Here is a 20,342-nt window from a genome sequence, read left to right as displayed (position 1 = left end):
CGTGTAATGCCGAGCATAGCCGCAACCGACGACAACAAAACCGTTCCCGTTATATACCCCCGTGAGGTAAAAGAATGTCTAAATTCAAAACTTCAATTTTAATAGTCGGATGTTTAATGCTGTGCCTCGCCGCCGCATTAATAACTTTCGTGTCGCTTTCCGCAACGGGGCTAATAGAAACGAATCCGATTGAAATAACTCTTATAGTAAGCGACGAATCAAAGGAGTACGACGGCACGCCGCTAACTGCGCAAAGTTACGAGTTTAAAAACGGCGACGAATTGTTGAGCGGGCACAATGCCGAAGTTACTTTCACAGGTTCGCAAACCGAATTCGGAACGAGTAAGGCGGGGCTTGACGTTAAAATCACCGACGAAGAAGGAACGGACGTAACAAAAAAATATGCGGTGAAAGTTGAACTCGGAGTGCTCACCGTTTATCAACGCCAAATTACCGTTGTGCAAGAACATGTTGAGAGGGAATACGACGGCAAAATGCAGTATGCCGACGAATATAATGTTACGTCGGGAGAGTTGTGCGCGGGGCATAAGCTCGTTCTGCCCGAAAAAAAGACGGGCAGAATAAACGTCGGAACAACTCCGGGCGACGAAAATCCGCCCGTTGTAGCCGACGTTGCGGGCGCCGACGTAAGCAAGAACTATCGCATTTCTTACACTCCCGGAAGCGTTACCGTTACCAAACGCGAAATAACGTTGGTGCCGCTTTCCGACGAAAAAATTTACGACGGAACACCGCTTGTCGCACAAAAATACGAACTCAGTTCGGGTTCGCTTGTGGAAGGTCATAAGCTCGAGGTTAAGTTTTCGGAAAAAGGAAAAACCGACGGCGAGGCGAGCTTAACCGATGTAGGCGAGCTTACGTTCGTTATATCGGGATTTGCGGTTATGCACAACGGGCAGGACGCAAGCGAGAACTATGCTATAACGGGCGCCGCCGCAAGCGCAAAGCTCACAGTTTTAAAACGTTCGCTCACAATAGTAGGAAAAGACGGCGAAGGGAAATATAACGGCGAGGCTCAAAAGCTTACTGACTTTAATCCTTTAAGCGCGGAGGGGCTTGCTTTAACCGATAAAGTGGTTTTGAATTATTCCGAATTTACCGACGTGGGGCAATTCGATAATACGTTTACTTACGCCGTAACGCGCGAGGGAGAGAACGCGGTGGAAAATTATACCGTGTCTACCGAGTTCGGAACGTACACAATGCGCAAGGGAGAAAAAAGCGTTGTTTTAAAACCGTGCACAATAATGTATAAAAACGGTTTCCCCGAACTTCAAACGGTTGTTGCGAGCTACGACGGAACAATAGACGATTTGCAACTTTCGCTACCCGACGGAATATATACCGAAGCCGAAATTGGTACGGCGCAAAATTTCGCAAACGTCGGAACGTATCGATATTCGGTTAAATGGTCGCCTAATGCGAACGAGACGCTAACCGAAAGTTACGACTTGACGGTGACGGAAGCAAGCGTTACGATTGTGCAAAGGAACGTGAGAATAATTCTTAAAAATTCGAGCGCCGAATACAACGTAAATTATCAATACGACGGACTCGACGGAATAGAGAATTCGAGCGACCCCGCTATTAACGAATTTATAGAAACGCACATTACAGACATAAAAAACGCGGGAGTTTACACATATTCGGCGGGTTGGAAAAAAGACGTTCCGAACGAAGTTTTAATTAACTACGTTTTGAACGTGAGCATGGGCACTGTTACTATAGAGCCCAAAAAGTTGAGCGTGGAATTAAATCCGATTCAAATGGAATATGTTCTCGATATAACTCGCAATCCTAAAACGATTACCGTCGACGATTTGTTCGAGCCTCAAAATTTGGGCGGAACCGCGTTGGTAGAGCTTCCTGATGAATTGACAAAACAGGATTTCGAGATTAGTTCGCCTTTTATAAGCGGCGCGGGAAAATTCGGCTATTCGCTAAAATATATAGGAAGCGCCAACTATGCGGTTGACATAAGCGGCGCCAACTCGATTGAAGTTAGCAAAGCGAAATTAACGGTAAGCTATCAAGGAAGTCTTTCTAAAATTTACGACGGAAAGCCTTTTGACCTCGTCGGTTCGCAAATTTCGTTCGGCGAGGGCATAGCCGATTTGTTTGCGCGTTCGGCTTTTGTAACAAGCGGCGAACATATAAAAGCGGGCGAACACGAAGTTAGCTTCAATGTTGTGATTGCCGACCTCATTTCGGGAAAAGACGTGACGGATAACTACGATATAACGTATGAGGATTTTTCGTTAAAAGTGGAAAAGCGCAATATTTTGGTTACTGTGGAAAATTTGTACCTCGCCGAAGGCACCGACGTTCAACAGTATCTTAACGATACCGACGGCAAAAACCTTATTAAAATTGACGGACTCGCTTCAACCGACAGTGTAATGTGGCAAAGCGTGGGCGTGGATTATTATGAAGCTTACGGAACTTTGGAAACGAGTTTAAGCGGAAAAATATTTGACGCGTATAACGAAGACGTCAGCGAAAATTACGAGATAATAGTGGCGCCCGGAAAGGTTATATGGAGGCAAAGTCCGGAACCGTAAAAAAAGCGGAAAGAGTTCGGCAAAGTTAAAAAGTAAGACGAGGAAAAATGTTCAGTTACGACGCATATAAAAACAAAATACTGCGTATTGCGGCAATAAAGCGCTTTATATTCAAATTTAAAGTGCCCATTATTGTCGTGCTTTCGCTTATTGTCGCGTCGCTCACAACGTTTTTGTGCGTTAAAGGAACAATAACTGCGAATGTTGCGGTTGTAACCGAAAACATAATTTACGGTGAAAATTACGAAATAAAAGAGGCGAAAGCGCTTTTCGCAAAGATTCGTTCGTACGAATATTTGCGCGAAGGCGAAAGCGCTTGGAGCACCGAAAAACCCACGCTTGCGGGAAAATACAAAGTGCGCGCGGTAACTCGCGGCGGATTTAAAAACAAGCGCGGCAACGAGGTGGAATTTGAAATTTTGCCCCGTCCCGTAACTTTTGCAATTCTCGACGACGAAATCGTTTACGGAAGCAAGCCCGAAGACATAGAGTTTCCGCTTGTAGGTACCGATAGAGTTTCGGAATCGGAATTGAATTACGAATTCGACGGGTTCGAAAGCGAAAACACCGCAGTGCAAGTGGAACTCGATTCGGTGCGTATTTCAAACTCCGCAGGTGTTGACGTTACTAACTGTTATGTTATTTCGTCGTCGCAAAAAGCCGTGCGGTTGCTAAATAAAGACATAACGTTATCTGTGGCTATTCCCGAATTGATTTATAACGGCAAAGAGCAGCGGTTTGCAAATGCCGTAAGTTCGGATACGCAATATGAGCTTGGCACCGATAAAATAGAATTTAATACCGTTATACGCGACAAAAACGGCAACGCCGTTCAAGCGCCCGTTCTCGCGGGAAAGTATACGGCGGAAATCGTGCCCGATTCCGTGCGTATAAATCACGGAGCCGAAAACGTGACTTTGCGTTATAATTTTTCGGAAAGATCGTTCGAGCCGTTCGAGTTCGAGGTGAAACGACGCGCGATTACGGTGCAAACAATGAGCGCCGAAAAGGAATACGACGGAACCGAACTTTCTTTGCGCAGCGGCGAAAGAGCTTATAATCTTGCGGAAGGGCATACGCTCGCGTATGCCGACGCGGGAAAAGTTTCGGTTACTTACGCGGGCGACGCCGTTGAAAACGCTTATGAATTCGTTGTGTTTGACGGCGCGGACGACGTCAGCGAAAACTACGACATAAAGTACGAATACGGCACGTTAAAAATTATTCCGCGCAAAATAGTGCTTACTGCGGCAAGCGAAACGTTTGAGTACGACGGAGAGATAAAGAGCAATTTGTTTGCGGCGTATGCAGCTGGCGCGAACGGAGGCGCGGGCTTTATAAACGCGGGCGAATACGCTTCCGTTACGAACTTCGGCAAAATTATAGGAATAGTTGACGCGGGCGAGGTGGCAAATAATTACGCTCCCGTCGACTACACTGTGTTTAACGCCGACGGCAGCGAAAATCAAAATTACGAAATAGTAGAAGTGATTGCGGGAACTTTAACCGTTACTCCGCGCAAAATAATTCTTGCGGCACCGCTTGCAAGTTTTGAATACGACGGTGAAGAACATTCCGCCACGCTCACGTTTGAAGCCGAATACTATTTGACCGCTCGCGGAAAAGTCGGATTTGTGGGCGGAGAGAGCGCTGCCGTTACCGATAAAAACAAAGTTGTTAAAGTTCGCAACGTGAGCGACAGCGGAAAGGCTAACGCATATCTTCCCGCCGATTACACCGTTTTTAACGCAGACGGCAGCGTTAGCGAGAATTACGAAATTATAAACGTAATCGCGGGCGAACTTATAGTTACTCCGCGTAGAATAATGCTTACTGCGGCAAGCGAAATTTTCGAATATGACGGCGAAAAACATTCTGCGGTTATTGCGTCGTCGTCTAAGCACATAGATGGCAACGAGTTCGGGTTGGCGGGCGCCGATTATGCGAAAGTTCATGACGAAAGTAAAATAATATATGTGCGCAACGTTGCAGACACCGAGCAATATAACAATACATATTCCGCGCTCGACTACAAGATATACGACGCTGACGGCAACGACGTTTCGAACAACTACAACATTCTAAGCGTTAAGGCAGGAACGTTAACCGTAACAAAACATTCGTTTACCGTTGTCACTTTGTCGAAAACGGAAACGTATAACGGCGAACCGCTCTTTAACCATGAGTTCGGATTTTCCGATTCGATTATAGATAAAATGGGCGACACTGTTGTGCTCGACAGTTCGCGTAGCGACGAATTCGCAAAGCTCACTCAAAAGGGGAACGTAAGCAACGTTCTGTTCGTTAAGGTTTTGCGCGCCGACGGTTCGGATTGCGACAACTACGAAATAAACTATACTTACGGCACGCTTACCGTGACCGAACGTTCTGTGGTTATAAAGACGGGAAGCGGCAGACATGTGTATTTCGGCGCCGAATTTTACGTTAAAGAATACGAGAAAATTACTGGCGACGGGCTTGCAAAAGGCGATAGCGCCGCCGCCGACGAAGAAACGGTAAGAAAAATTCTGAACGTTACTTCGCCCGACGGAGTGGATAACGACACGCAATTCGAAATTTTCAACGCGGCGGGAGAGCCCGTTACTTCAAGCTATAATATTACTTACGAATACGGCAAGTTAATTGTTAGCAAGCGTCCCGTTATAATAACTACGATAAACAGAAATTGCGTTTATAACGGCGAGGAATGGTCGTCGTATGATTCGAATTATAGCGTTACGTCGCCTAACGGCATTGCCGACGGCGGGCTTGTTAGTAGGCACATTTTGAAACCCGACGAGAACAATACGGTTGGTATAACGAACGTCGGCTCTATCGAAAATAAGGTTGCCTACTTTATTTGGGACGCCGAAAATCAAGACGTTACCGCCAACTACGATATAACGTATAAGTACGGCACTCTTACGGTTGTTCCGCAGCAGATAACCATTATATCCGATAGCCAAACGTTCGAATACGACGGCGTCGAGCACAGCAATTTGCGCGCGTCGGAATGCAGAAGCAACGTTTATTCGGGCGGTTTCGTTACCGACGGCGAATACGCTTATGTGTGTTCGGGTAAAGTTATAGGGATAACCGATGTAGGCACCAAACCGAACGACTACGCGCCGTCCGACTATAAAGTGTTTAACGCCGACGGAACGGAAACGCACAACTACGAGGTTACGTCGGTAATCGCGGGCACGCTCACGGTTAAGCCTCGCAGAATACTTATTCGCACGGGTAGCGCCGAAAAGGTGTATGACGGCGATTGGCTGGCTTGCCCGAGTTTTGAGAGCGTGACGCATATAGCTTCGGACGGCGGCGATATTGCGCTTGTAACGGGGCACGAGCTCGAATTGGACGAAAATAGCATTACGCGCATTTTGCACACTTGGCAATCTACGGGAAGCGAGGAAGGACGCGAAAACGAACTCGTTTATCGCGTTATGTTCGGCAGCACTCCCGTGAGCGGCAATTACGAAATAGCTTACGAATACGGAGTGCTCACAATAACTCCGCGCCCCGTCAGCGTTACTACCGCAACTTCGAGCCGAGTGTATAACGACGAAGAGCTATATAGCGGCGTTCCCGCCGATTATACTTTGTTCGACGAAGAACAAAAAGTCGGGTTGCTTTCGTCTCACCGTTTGGAGGCGGACGAGAGCACGCTAACCAAAATACGCTTTGCGGGAAGCGAAATGAACGTTTTGGAATACTTCGTGTTTGCCGAGTCTTCGCTCGACGGAATAACGGACGTTACCCGCGATTATGCCGTTAGTTATTCTTACGGAACTCTTACGGTAACGAAACGCCGCATAACCGTTGTTATGCAAAGCGTTGAAAAAGAGTACGACGGAATGCTGTTGTATGGTTATGTTGACGACGAAAAAACGGCGGTGCATACCGACAATCAAGGTTCTGACATAGGACTTGTTCAAAATCGCAGACATACGCTTTCCGTAAAAGTCGAAGGTCAAAAAAATATTTTAGACGTAGGGACTGTTACAAACGACAGTCAAGTTGTTATTTACAGCTATTTTTACAATGGATTTATTGAGGATGTAACCGACAGCTACGAAATAAAACGCGAATTCGGCACGCTTACCGTAACGCCGCGCCTCATTAAAATTTATATCGACGATATTAGCAAAGAATACGACGGCAACAGTTATTATTACGATAAGGGCAGAGCGGTTCACGTTCGAGCGGAGAAAGACGAATTCGGCGCCGTAAGCTATATAGAGGATGGATTGTTTGCGCTTGCGGACGGTCATGAAACCGAAAGCATAGGCGACATAACGTATGTTACCAACGTGTGGGATTCCGTTGAGCGGAATATATACGACTACCGCATTATAGACAAAGACAATCTTGTTTGGAACGACGACGATATAGGCGTTTGGGACGACGACATTACCGACGATATTGTAAATCACAAAGACGTTACGAGCAACTATAAAATTATAGAAATTATCGCGGGTAGGCTTGAAATCACGCCGCGTACAGTTTTGGTTAGCCGTTGGGATAAAGAAAAGGAATATGACGGCGCCGCTTTGCTCGGAGACGAAGCTTACGGCGATAGGTTGCTTGAAGCGCACAAATTTGTAGCCGTAAGCGGAATAACTTCTATTACTAACGTGTGGGAATCGGGCGAGTTGATTCTTACCGAGTTTTCGGTTGCCGACCAAAACGGTAATTTGTATGTCGGCGCACACAGAATAGAAGAAAACTACGCTTTGAGCTATAATACGGGCGAGGGGAGACTTTACATTATCCCGCGTTCGGTTATTGTGGTAACGGGTAGCGCGAAAAAAGTATACGACGGCACTCCGCTCGATTGCGACGAATACGAGTATTTTTGCGAACACGGAGCGGATTGGATAGACGGGCATTCTGTGGCGCTCGATGTTTCACAAAACGTCGCTTCGATTACAGACGCCGTAACAGCGGAGAACGTAAGGCATTACACGGTTGTGTCGGAATACAGCAACGAAATAGACGGGCATACGATTAACGAAAATTACGAACTTATTTATGTTTACGGCACTCTCGAAATCGAATGTCGCAACATAATAGTTTCCACCGCCTCCGCCGAAAAAGTATACGACGGCACTCCGCTCGAAAAAGCGGAATGGACCATTTCGGAGAATACTCCGTTCGATTTGTTAGACGGGCATAAGCTGATTTTGTCAAATACGGAAATCTCTTCGCTTACAAACGCGGATTCTATCGATAACGTATTATGGCTACGAGTCGAAAATGAAGAAAACGAAGATTTTACCCGCAATTACCTTATATTTTATATAAGCGGAATTTTAAAGGTTATTCCGCGCACGGTGTACGTTAAACCGAAAGATGTGTTTACGAGTTACGGCGTCGGCGATTATACAAATTACTATGAATACTACGGAGAATCGAAAACAAACCCCGACAAGCAATTTGTGGATGGGGAAAGCCTTGCAATAGATTCTTTTGCAGACGAGAACGGCGAGCGCTTTTTAGGGGCGACTGCGGGCGTTTATAATATTTACCTAAACTCCGAATACTGTTTGATTTCCGGCGGAAACGGACGAATGGAGAATTACAGTTTGATTTGCGAAGAGAGCGGCAGATTTGAAAGAGAGAAACGCGGTATAGTTGCGTTCGCGCCTATCTTTGCGGCGGAATACAACGGTAAAGAGCATAGAGCGGATTTGGGCGCTTATTTAACCGCGTCGGTTAAAGATGAAAACGAGCTCGGATTTTTGAATAGCGACTTTGAACTTATTCGCCCCGTATACGCGTATTTCGATTTGCAGGGAAATAGAATTTCGGCGCCCGTGCATGCGGGAAGTTATATTGTTCGCATTGAGGGATTCGAAAACGCTACCGACGTTGACGTGCTTTCAAACTACGAATATAACGTTTCCGATTTTACGGACGGCAGTCTTACCGTTAATAAGCGAGCCATAACGGTTAAGCCCGCCGACGGCAGCAAGTCTTACGACGGAGTTGCCGTTCGCTTCGGCGAGTGGCGCGGCTATAACGGATTGAGTTATATCGCCACAATAGGTTCGGTTATTTCGGGCGACTCGCTCGATTTGCAAGGCACGTTCAGAGGTGTTATAAATTACGCTTCGGGCGCGGTTACGATTTCGGGTGAGGAAAGCGTAACCGAATCCGCTTACTATTTTGTGGATTTGGACGCCGACTATGCCGCCGCAAATAATCCCGACTACGAAATCACTGTTTTGCAAGGCAGATATAATATAGCCGCGCGTGTCGTTCGCGTTAAAAATTCGAGCTTTACCGCAGAATACAACGGAGAGCAAATTTTTGTTCCCTCTATAATTCCCGCCGAAAACGTTGACGAAGCGGGCAGAGCATTTATAGAAAGCATGGGGCACCGCTTAGAGCTTAGCGGCGAGTTCGGCAAGACCGATGCGGGAGTTTACAGCAATTCTCAAAGCATACGGATTTTCAACGGCGAAATAGATTGCACGCATAACTATTCGTTAAAATGTTCGCCGGGTACGCTTACAATAACCCCGCGCACGCTCACGTTCACGTTCTCTTTCGACTCGTATGAAAAAGAGTACGACGGAAAGCCGTTTGTAATCGGCGACGACGATTACGACGTGGAGGGGTTTGTAGACGGACATTCGCTCGATAAAACCGTGTTGAAATGGACTGAAATGGTTAACGCGGGAACTTATGAATACAAAATTTTGCGCGCCGCAATAAAATCCGAAAGCGGACAAAACATACGCCCCGCGAACTACGTTTTAAAATATATACGCCCCGCACCCGTTGTGATTTCGCCCAAACTGCTTGTGCTCAACGTTCGTCAGGACGAACGCGAATATAACGGAGAACCTCAACCGCTTATGTTGGGCGAGGTGTTCTCGTGCGCTCCCGATTCCGAGCCGCTCGAAAACGTAATAAAGTCGTTTAAATGGCGTGTGTATAGCGGCGGCGTTGATTTTGATTTTATCGATGCGGGAGAGTTTGTTTTATCCGTTTATAAATCGGAAATAGAGTTCGACGGCATAAAAAACAATCCCAACTATTATATATCGGAAGACGAACTTTTTACGTTTAATTTTACAATCGATAAATATAACCTCATGGCGGACGGAAGATATACAGCCATATCTTCTTACAACGAAAGCCGGCTTTATGACGGAACGCCGCTTTTCTCAACGAGTTTTACAAAAGTGCTTCCTTCCGATTTCCCCGCAAACCATGATTTTAAAATTTCGTCTTATCCGAGCGTGACATATCCTCACGAGGGAAAAGTTAAAAATATTCTCGGATTTATAATTTGTGACGAAACGGGCGCCGACGTAAGTTCGAACTACAATTTGGAAGAGTTGTTGGCGTCTCCGCAAGTGTCTTACGGCAGTTTGGAAGTTACGGGCGACTTAAAACTTTATCCCGAATACGGTGCCGACATAATTTACGACGGAGCAATACACGAAAGAGGCGGGCAAACATACGAATGGAGAGTAAGAGGAACTCAAACAAACGCGTTGCCCAACAAACATATAACTTTTAGAGCCGATATTGCGGAAATACTTTACGAAACCGAAATCGGGTGGACGCACGTTGAAAAGATTGAAAACGCGGGCAACTATCGAATTTATTATAAGAACGTTACTTTGCTTGAAAACGGACGCGCTATTGCACCCGAAGTGCTTGCCGAATTGAATATAGTTACGCCGCCTCAAAGCGACGGCAGCTATATGTTCGAAAAAACGATTCATAAGCGCGTTATTTACGTTCGACCTAAGAGTAAGACTGTTGTTTACGACGGCACCGACATAATAGAGGCCGATAAAGAAGTGGACGTGTTTTACGGGAGTGTTATAAGCGGGCACAAATATATAGCGGAAGAGTTTAGCGACGTTCTCGACGCGACGCGCCGTTCTTACAGTAACGTTACTATATTGAAAGGACGCATAGAGAGCGAAAATTCGTGGAACGCCGACGATTCGGACGTTTCGCGCAATTACGAAGCGTATCTTACCTACGACGAATATAAAACTCCGTATGCGGGCAAATACGATTTTAGAGCAACGTTGCAATTTAAATTACAAACCGTTACCGTGTTGTTGATTGCGCCCGAAAAGAACACTTATGTGTACGACGGCGACAGACACGAAATACCGTTCGACCCCGACAAGCGCTATTACGGAAACGGCGACGTAGGAGAAAACGACGCTTTAAAATTTGAATTTGTGGGCGCGGGACTTTTAAGACCCGAACACTATTTGAAAGTAACGAGAGCTTACGTTTCCGCCGACCCTTATCCCTACAACGGCTGGCTCACATTAAAAGCTTACGAAGAAATAGACGGAGTGGAAAAAGAAATAAAGGCGTATAGCGTTAAAACGACGTATAACGAAAATTCGTATGTTACCGTTGTTGCGGCGGATGTGAACATTTCTATTGACGAAAGCGGCAACGTTGGCGCCAGCGTTATGCGAAACGACGGACTTACTAAACTGTCTTTGCAAGTTGTGTCGAGCGCCGACAACGTTATAACTTACGAATGCGCGCTCACAACAAAATATACGTTGCGCATAATTAACGCGGGCGGAGTATTGAGCCACAAAATATTCAGGCTTTCGTCGGGAAAGGAAATAGAGGCGGACGCAAGATATTTCAACGTTAAAACGGAAACGGGCGCGCTATGAAAACAAACGGAAAAAAGGAAAAAATTATGAAAGAAAACGTGCGGGAAAAGCGTAACGGAAAAACGGAGGGCTGCAAATGAATCGCGGTTTCGGATACTATTTTGCAAAAAATATTAAAGCGGCGGCTAAAACGGTGTTGAAAGGCGGCAATATATTCCGCTATTACGTTTGGTTCTTTGCTAAGCTTATAGGAACTTTTGTTCCGTTTTTGAACGCTATTTTTCCCGTCGCGTCGGTTCGCATGGCGAAAATTGCGAAAACCGACGGCGAAATTTCGGTAATACGTTCTTTCGGCGGAGTGGAAAGTTGGCGCTCTTTCGGCACCGTATTGCTAACTATGGCGCTGAAAGGATTGATTTTTCTCGGAGGGCTTTTAGTGATTGCCGCAGTAGGCGTAGCGCTCGGCTTTTTGGGTGCGGTAATAGGAACGGCGGCGAAAATGCGCGAACCTGTTTTGCTCGCGGTTGTTTTTGCGGCGCCCGCCGCCGTTGCTATTGTTATATATTCTTTCGCTCTTGTGTTGTTGTTTGCGCCAACGTCGTATCTTCTCGATTCGAATTCCGAAAAAACGGGCGCAACGGCAACGCTTACGGCTGCGGTTGAAACTATGCGCAGAGGAGGCAAGCTCACATGCTTTTTAAACGTGTGCGTGCCTTACGTTGTGATAGTCGCTTATTTGGGCGCCGCGTCTATGTTTACGTTTATGTTGCTTTCGCTGTTCGGAGGCAATATAGGCAAACTTGTGGCAATTATTTGGGCGTTGGTTGCGCTCGCCGCTTTTGTCGCGCTTGCGCCAGTGTTCACTCTCGGTTCGATAATGGCGAACAACGAATTGTTCCGTGATATAGCGCTTGAACCATCCGCGCTCGACAACCGCGTGAAAGGCGTGTTCATTAAAAAAGCGAGCGTAAACACTTTGAAATCGCAAGGGCTTGACAGCGACTTGTTGAATTTGTTCGATTCCGCCGAAAAAGCGGAGCCCGTTGCAAAATTTACTTCGTATACCGAGCCGGGAGAATCCGCTCGCAAAGTTAAAACTTACGAAAACGAGGCGGACGTGCCTGACGAGCCGCCGCCGCAATCGAACGACAGTTCCGAGCTTACTTCCGAAAACGAACCGCAGGACGAAGGCGGGGCTAAAACTTTGCAAGACGAACAACCCGCGTCCGCGTCGGAGCAATACGAATGGCTCGCGCGCGAAACTCAAACCGTTGTAAAGCCTACGCCGAGCGGTTATGAAAGCGACGAAGTTTCAGACGCGGAAATCGTTTTACCCGACGGCGACGCCGCCGACACAGAACGTTAGGAGAAAGATAAATGACAGTTTTTATTTGGAGATTGTTAAGCGCAATATCGGCTGCGCTATTCTTGGCGCTCTCGGTTCTGTCGTTGTGCTTGCGTCTGTTGAAAAACGTGTATTACCACGATTTTCAAGACGACGAGTTCATTAAAGACGTGCAAACGGAGAGTTCGAAAAATTCGATATATTTCACGTCAGGCGAAACCCGCAAATACATAAAAAAATATGTGATATGCAAGACGTTATACGATAAGTTTTTGGTTTGCAACTTCAACGAGAATTTTAAAAGCATTTCGTATTTTGTGGTGCAATATTCAAGCAGGAAAAGCGTTATCGGAGTGTTGCGCGTGAACGAACAGGCTACGGGCGATTCGTCTAAGGTGATTGCCTTAAATCGCCGTTGCGCCCGCGTGAACGTGATTATAGGCGCCGTTGACGACGTTGTTATTAACAACGACGTTATTCGTCCGCTGTCGGTAAATAAAATAAGGTTGCACGCGTTTATAAAAAGCGCGCTGTTATTTTTGGGATTGTTCGTTATAAGGCACGCCGTTATAGAGCTTATCGCCGGCAAAAATTATTCGGTGCCTTACTTAAAAAATTTGTTTAACTATATTGCGGTTATTGCGTCGGCAGCTTTCGCCGTGTTCAACTATTTTATTACGGTTAAATGTTTCCGTCGCAAAAACGTGAAAGGATTGAGCGGAGGTGCTTTGGAATATGACTTCTTATAAGAACGTCGTTAAATTCGATTACGCCAAAAATCCTTCCGACGTTGTGGCGCTTAAAGAATACATAATATTCGACGACGCGAAAGAGGGAGAAAAGTACGCGCTTTTAAAATTCGTGAACAACCTTAACCAACCGCTTTACGCTATAAAGTTCGAGGTTTACCAACACGATGCGGGCGGCAACGTTTTAAGCAAGACTCTTTTGTCGCACGATAAGTTCACCGCTTCCGAAAACGAAGTGTTCGTGCCTAAGGCTAAGCTAAAACTCGGCGCCAACTGCGAAAGTATTTCGGTTAAATTGCTTGCAGCCAAGTTCGACCGCATACGGTGGGAAAAAGGCGAGTTTAAAGACAATAGTTATACGTTCGAAAGATATGTGCACGATTCGGGCAAAGCAATTCCGCCCGCGCGCGGAGAGGGCTTTCGCTCTAACGATTTCGTTGCCGATAAAGAGGTGCGCAAGCGCAAATCGTCGGCGTTCGATATTCGGGACGTGGCGCGCAAAAATATGGCTGTGTTTCCGCAGGTAATGTGCGTAATTTTCGTTTTGCTCGTTTTGGCTTTTTCAATAGGCTCCGCAGTTTATTTTCGCAATTCGTCGAAAGAGTTCTCGCTCGGCGAGTTCACGGTTGTAAGTTTAACGGATAAAACTGTGGGAATAAGCGGCTACGAGGGAAAGTCGAGTTCGGTTACGGTTCCTAAAACTCTCGGCGGTTACAACGTTGTGCAAATCCGCTCGGGCGCTTTCAAAAAATCGAAAGTTAAAAATCTTGTTATAGAAGCTGACCTTACGCTCGACGGCGGCGCATTCGCGGGTTCGGATTTAACCGAAGTATATTCGGATGCGGCGGTAAACGTTCTTTCGCGCGCTTTTGAAAAATGCGAAAAGCTTTCTTTAATTAAAATGCCTAACGCAAAATTCACAAGTTCGTGTTTTAACGGTTCTTTCGCTTCGTCGCGTCGTCTCGAACTTTTAACGTCGAGTTCGCTCGGAAACGACGTGTTCGAAGAATGCGGCAACCTCAGAGCTTTGCGGCTTTCTTGCGGTTCGCTTTCCGAAAGTTCTTTGAAAGGGCTCGACGGAATAGAAAAGCTCGAACTGCATTCGGCGGGAGAAATAGGCGATTCGTTCGTTTCGCTTTTCGGAGCGGCTCAAACCGTGCTTACAGAGTCGGTTTCGCTCAAAATTCTAACTGTTGAAACTCCGCTTATAAAGTCTGGCTATTTCAACGGCTGCGCGGATTCGGGCATAAGCGTGAACGAATTGTATTTTGTGAACGTGCGCACTCTTGGGGAAACGTCGCTTTCGGGGTTTAAAGAATTGCAACGGTTGTATTTGCCGGAATCGCTTGAATTCAACGGCAATCTGGGCGAAACGGTGAACGGCAGCGGCGCTAAGGAAATATGGTTCGAAGGAAGCGTCGACACCGACGGATTTAATTCAGCGCAATTTAAGTTTAACGTTAAAGACGCAGAAAATTATTATAAAGCGTTTTAAAAAAAGAAGGAAGGGCTACTACGAGGTAATTGCATGGTTTGTGCAAGCATAGCTGACAAAGTGAATTTCGCGTTTTTCAAATGGGAGTTGTCGATACTTGCGTTTTTGCTTTTGATTGCCCTTTTAATAGGGCGGGGCAAGCGCGTTAAAAGAGCTATCGTATTTTTGCTTATAACCGTGCCTTTGTTGTTTGCCGCAAGTCTCGACCATTTGGCGATTTCGCTTTTGCTCAAAAAAGAAACGCCAGAATTTGCGCGCGTTTTAATAACGTTCGCTCCTACCGTAACGTTTTTACTCACCTTGCTGTATTGCACTCTTTGGGGAATGTGGCGCGGATTCAGAAAAAGCGCCATATTGCTGTTGCATTCGGTTTGCGTTGCGGGCTTATGCATAGGGCTGTATTTCTTCTTTATAAAAAGCGCAAAATTCGACGCGTGGCTTTTAAAGGTTGCCGACGCCGTAACGGGCGGTTCGCTTGCGGCAAAGCTTAATGTGAGCGCCGAGTGCGCAACGCTGCGCGACGTTTTGGCGGAATGGTTGCCGTCTAAATTGAGCTACGGGCAGGAACTTACGTTGATAATGCGCGATAACGGCGCGTATCTTATGACGCTCGTAGACGTTGCGTTCAGCGTTTGTTTTGCAACGGTGGCGTACGTTTTGTATTTGATACTTGTGTTTTTGCTTTATATAGTTTACCATATAGCGTATCCCGAGCGTAGATTTAAAAAACGGAAGAATAGAATGTTTGCCGAAAACAAAACCGACCGCAGCTATAAAGCGCACAGAGCGGGCGGCGGCGTTATAGGGTTTATTCGCGGACTTACCGCAAGCGTACTCGGGCTGTCTATGCTCGGCGGCGGACTATACGTTGCGGCGGGCGCGGGCGTAGACCCCATGAAACTGTATTCTTTCGACGACGAGAAATTCGATTTGAATTACGCTATTTATCGCTCTATCGAAGATTACGGTTCGAGCGGAATATATAAAATTTTAAATACGTTTAAAGACACCGACGATACCCCGTATTATCTTTTTGCGGTCGATTTGATTTTTTCCGGCAGACTTGTTGACGAAAGAAACGAAATAAACGCAAACATAAAGCTGCGAAAAGAACTTGCCGCATACGCGTCTTTCGCGCGCGACACTTTGGCGCTTTTGCTTAAATACGGCGAGGACGAAATAAAGCCTATAATAAGCGGGCAAGATACTTCGAACGCCACCGATAAAATAGTGGACGTTATGACGGACACTCGGTTTCAAGTTGAGTTCGAAAACCTTATAGATAATTTCGAATCGCAAACCTACATAATAAATTTTGCTCTTTCTGCGGCTAATTCCATTGTGTGCAATCTTGACGACACCCGTTTTGCCTCTAAGCTCGGCGAGAAAAACAAAGAAATGCTCAAAGTGTTGTTTAAACCGGGTTATTTGAGCCCCGTTATTCCGGACGACAAAATAAAACTGCAAAACGGCGTTTTATCCGACGCAAAGCTTCCGAGCATAGGAATTTCGAAATTATTCGAGAAAGAGGATGCAAAACTTTTATATCGCATGATTGTGTCAATACTGTCGAGCACCGATTCGGGCGTAGACCTTGTTGACGCCTTATTGCCTCAAATAGCCGAACTCACAATGTTGCATCCCGAGCGAAAATCCGAATTTAATCCCGTGCTCGGCAGATTATATTGCTTTATTGCGAACGCGTATTTATCGGAAGATGACGGCAACGGCGTTAAATATGCGGATGTGGTGAACGCCGACGTTTCGTGGGTTGACGAAATCAATTCGCTTGTAACGGTTGCGTCCGACGGCATAGAGCTGTATAAAACGGTTCGGGCGTCGGAAGAAAGCAACACAATGAACAAAGTGCTTTCGCTGTTCGACGAAGCGGACGAAAACTATGAGCATAATATAGCTATGTACGACAACGTTTCCGCCGCAGTAGCCGATTCTAAGCTTATAGGTAACGTTTTGTCAACCGATTATGTGAGCGACAAACTTAACAATGTGTTTTTGTCGGTAAGCGAAAACGTTTATATTCCCGAAAACATTGTTTACGAAAACACCTACGGCGCAAACGGTGTGGAGTACGGCGAACTTTATAAAATTATGAACGGGTTCAGGTTGCTCGGAACAAAAGAAAACCGCGAGTTAATCGATAAAGCAACGGGCGACGAGGAAATGCAATTTGACACGTTGTTCGATTTATTGTCGCAAGCGGCTAAAAGCGCCGATAAAAACGGCGTAACTCTTTCGCGATATATGACCGATTCCACGATTATGCGTTCGCTGATTTCCGCTGTAATGATTGAAAACAAGGGCGAAAATCTTTATGTTCCCGAAGCGGTTTTGGAGCTTGACGGCAACGGCAAGCCGGTAAACCTTATAGAAAAAAAGACGCTTTCGGAGTTGTTCGACGCGCTTATCGAAGAGAACGTTAAAAACGCGGTAATCGATTTTGTGAACGGAAAACAGGAAGCGGGAGAGCTGCTCAAAAACGACGCAGTGCTCGATATGTTAATGATGCGCAACGGAATTTTAGAGGGTACCGTTTCGCGTGTGCTCATAAAAGAGCTCGACGGCAACGAGTTCGTTATTATTCCGCGCGCGCTCGAAAACGTTGACGCATGGCTGACTGTTAAAAACGTTGACGGCGAACTTTACAATCTTGTTAAGGCGGTGCGCGATTCGGGGTTGGATTTCGACAAATTCTTAAAAGGGCAGGAGAGCGACGAAGCCGAAGACGAGTTGTTGGACGAACTTCTTGCAATGAAACCCGAAGCTATGGATTCGTTGTTCGCGTCCGACGTGATATATTACACGGTGTCGGAGCATGTTCGCGCCAACGACCTAACTGTGGGCGACGGGTTTGAACTCGTTATTCCTAACAGTGTGACCGAACTTTTGCAAAACGACGTTTTGGATTTGCTTATAAAGCGTAAAGAATTAAAATCGATTTTTGTTCAGGCTTCCACGCTTCAACTGTCTTCCGAAAGTACTACCGACGATATTTTGCGTCAGCTTGTGCGCAATAAGCGCGTTGTGAGCGAAAGCGCCGTTATAAGCGCGTCTATGGCGTATTTTCTGTCGAATCCCGACAGAGCCGACAAAAACACTCTCGAACTGCCCACTAAATTTAAAGAAGCGGGGCAGAAAAACGTGTTGATAGAAAACAGGAATCAAGAGGTGGAAATGTGGCAACACGAGCTTTCGGCTCTTGTGGCGGCTATGGATACTGTTTTCGGAATAAGCGCCGACGAGAACGACGATTTTACTCTTAACTCCGATACTTTGAACGAAAAGCTTGAAATTCTTATTCCCGACCTGTCGAAAGTTGAAGACGAAAGCACGGGAGCCACAAAGCTCGACGTGTGTTGCGATTCCGCAATTATGCTGCTCAACATAACGAGGCACCTCGATAAAAATCTGTTCGACAAATGGAGCGGCACGGTTATAAAAGACGAATACCGCAACAACGCGAAAAATGCGGACGGGTGCTATCCTAAGTCAGAACTTAAAGCGCTGATAGATTCCATGACCGTGTTCGGGCTCACCGACGAAGCGGGAAATAAGACGGGCAATATACTGCAGATAAACGGCGCCGCGTTGCGCGAAAACGCCGAAAACTCGCTCGCTTCCATGAACGAAAAGCGCGCCGATTTAGGCGGCAAAAGCGGGCTCGACGCGGTATATCCTTCGGTTATAATTTCGTCTATGGTTACTGAGGAACTTGACAAAGCGTTTACGGAAAGCGTTATAAATTCGAGCTTGCGCAACAGTTTGAAAACCGAAAAAGGAATTTACACTAAATCGGAAATATCGGCTTGCATAGACGCGCTTAACGTGCTTGCGCTATCCGAAGGGCAAAAGCCGTCGGATTTAATTAAAAGCGTTAGCTTTGCCGATTTAAAAAACATTGCGGGCACGCCAGAAAAGCTTTCGGTTCTATATCGTTCGGGGCTTGTGGCGGGTAGTATCACAAAATCGATACAAAGCGCGGTAAAAAGTAATTCTATGCTGTCAGACCACGTTAAGGCATACGAAAAGAGAACGGGAGGCAACTTGAACGAATACGCCGTTTACCGCGAAACGGAAGTGCAAACTATTATTAACCTTTTGAGCGGAGATAAAGACGTGGGTTCGTTCGAGCTTGAAAGCGCGTCGGCAATAAAGGAAAATCTTATCGGAAAAGACGGGCAAATAAACTCGTATTTGCTTGCGGCTTCGCTAACCGAAAATCTGATTAGTAAAGAAGCGCTCGCAGTGCCTGAGAGCACCGTAAGCTTTGCCGACGGGTTAATTGTTCCAAGCGAGCTTACGGCGCTTTTGGACGCGTTCACTGCGCTGTACGGCGACGCTCCGATAGGGAATTGGAATGCGGAAATCGAAAAAGCTCCGTCGCCCGAGCAATACGGCGCCGTGCTCGATAGCGTGATAATCCGTGCAACGCTCACGCGCACCGTGTGCTCCGAAAACGCGGGAGCCCTTTATGTGTCGGCGTTGAGCGTTTCAATCGAAAACCGTGTGATTAAAGACGAAACGCTCGGTTCGCTTGTTGTTGTTCCGTCGGAAGAAGTTTCGGTTATAAGCGGCGAGCAGATGCAAGCGGTGTTCGACGCTTTGAATATGCTCGGAGTAGACGGCGGATTCCGACTGCCTCGCGTAACCGCCGAAACGTTGGGACAGTTGTCCGCCATGCCAGAAAGCGAACTTAACACCTACTTGAATTGCGACGTTCTTCGCTATCGCGTGAGCGACGCAATCGAAGCTCTTACGAGGGTAAGCTCGGATTATATGGAATGGTGGGTTGCAAACGCAGAACTCGAATCGGTAGTGGATATTGCGAGCCCGTTCGACGCGCACCTCAAATCGGCGCTTTCCGTCGAAAAAGTCAAAGAGTTTTTGCGCAATTTTTAAAAGAACATAAAAAACGACGCAATTTGCCAAATGCGGATTGCGTCGTTTATTTTTACATAGGTTTTAGATTTTTGTTGAGCCTATCCACGATGCGGGCAATTCGTTTTTCGCGTCCCGCGTCGGTCTTTGCGTCAAAATAGGCGAGGGCGTAAGTTTTCTTTACCGACGGAGACATCGCTTGAAAGTTGGTGTAGGCGGGCTCGTAGGCTTTTAAAACAGAGGATAAGCAAGCAATCTGTTCTTCCGTAACTTCCGCTTTGGGTGTGTTCCACATGCCGTTTTTTTGGGCTTCTTCTATTTTCTTTCTTCCGAACTCAGTCATAAGTCCGCGCTCTTCAAGGCTTTTCACTATTTCTTTGTTTTTTTCCGACCACTTGCTTTTAGCTCTGCGAGCGGAAAAATATTTTTTATAAGAATTACTGTCTATGCTTTGCATTTGCCCGTCAATCCAGCCGAAACAAAGAGCTTCTTCAAGCGCTTCGTCCGCTTTCAATGTTTTCGGTCCGCTTCCTTTGCCGAATAAGAGCCAAACGCCGTCGGTAGAGAGGCAATGCTCGCAAAGCCATTCTCTGAATTGTGCTCTACTTGCAAATTCCATTATATCGCTCATAAAAAACTCCTTAATTAAGACGA

General features: G+C 46.4%; 7 protein-coding genes. 6 read left to right on the top strand and 1 reads right to left on the bottom strand.

Annotated elements, in window-relative coordinates; all coding sequences use genetic code 11:
• The first annotated feature begins 74 nt into the window (after positions 1-74).
• The 6 genes from NFR62_RS09125 to NFR62_RS09100 all read left to right on the top strand — a co-directional run bounded on the left by NFR62_RS09125 (position 75) and on the right by NFR62_RS09100 (position 19,709).
• Complete coding sequence (locus NFR62_RS09125; RefSeq protein ID WP_251617666.1) at positions 75-2,582, top strand: hypothetical protein; 2,508 nt, start codon at positions 75-77, stop codon at positions 2,580-2,582.
• Positions 2,583-2,629: 47 nt separating this feature from the next.
• Positions 2,630-11,263 (top strand): hypothetical protein, encoded by an 8,634-nt coding sequence (locus NFR62_RS09120; protein WP_251617665.1) that lies wholly within the window; start codon positions 2,630-2,632, stop codon positions 11,261-11,263.
• Between the two features lie 76 nt (positions 11,264-11,339).
• Positions 11,340-12,569, top strand: coding sequence for a hypothetical protein (locus NFR62_RS09115; RefSeq protein WP_251617663.1), 1,230 nt, complete (start codon positions 11,340-11,342; stop codon positions 12,567-12,569).
• An 11-nt stretch (positions 12,570-12,580) separates the two neighbouring features.
• Entirely contained in the window at positions 12,581-13,297 is a 717-nt protein-coding gene (locus NFR62_RS09110) for a hypothetical protein (RefSeq protein ID WP_251617661.1), read from the top strand.
• Entirely contained in the window at positions 13,284-14,792 is a 1,509-nt protein-coding gene (locus NFR62_RS09105) for a leucine-rich repeat protein (protein ID WP_251617659.1), read from the top strand. The genes NFR62_RS09110 and NFR62_RS09105 overlap by 14 nt, the downstream gene beginning before the upstream one ends.
• A 33-nt stretch (positions 14,793-14,825) precedes the next feature.
• A complete protein-coding gene (locus NFR62_RS09100; protein WP_251617657.1) occupies positions 14,826-19,709 on the top strand; it encodes a hypothetical protein in 4,884 nt (1,627 codons plus the stop codon).
• Positions 19,710-19,761: 52 nt separating this feature from the next.
• Here the strand turns inward: NFR62_RS09100 and NFR62_RS09095 are convergent, their stop codons facing one another.
• Positions 19,762-20,319 (bottom strand): YdeI/OmpD-associated family protein, encoded by a 558-nt coding sequence (locus NFR62_RS09095; protein ID WP_251617655.1) that lies wholly within the window; start codon positions 20,317-20,319, stop codon positions 19,762-19,764.
• Positions 20,320-20,342 lie beyond the last annotated feature (23 nt).

The sequence above is a fragment of the Pumilibacter muris genome (assembly GCF_943193045.1).
Classification (GTDB): Bacteria; Bacillota; Clostridia; order Christensenellales; family Pumilibacteraceae; genus Pumilibacter; species Pumilibacter muris.
Note: the sequence above shows the minus strand (reverse complement) of the source record. Positions and strands in the feature narration are given on the sequence as shown.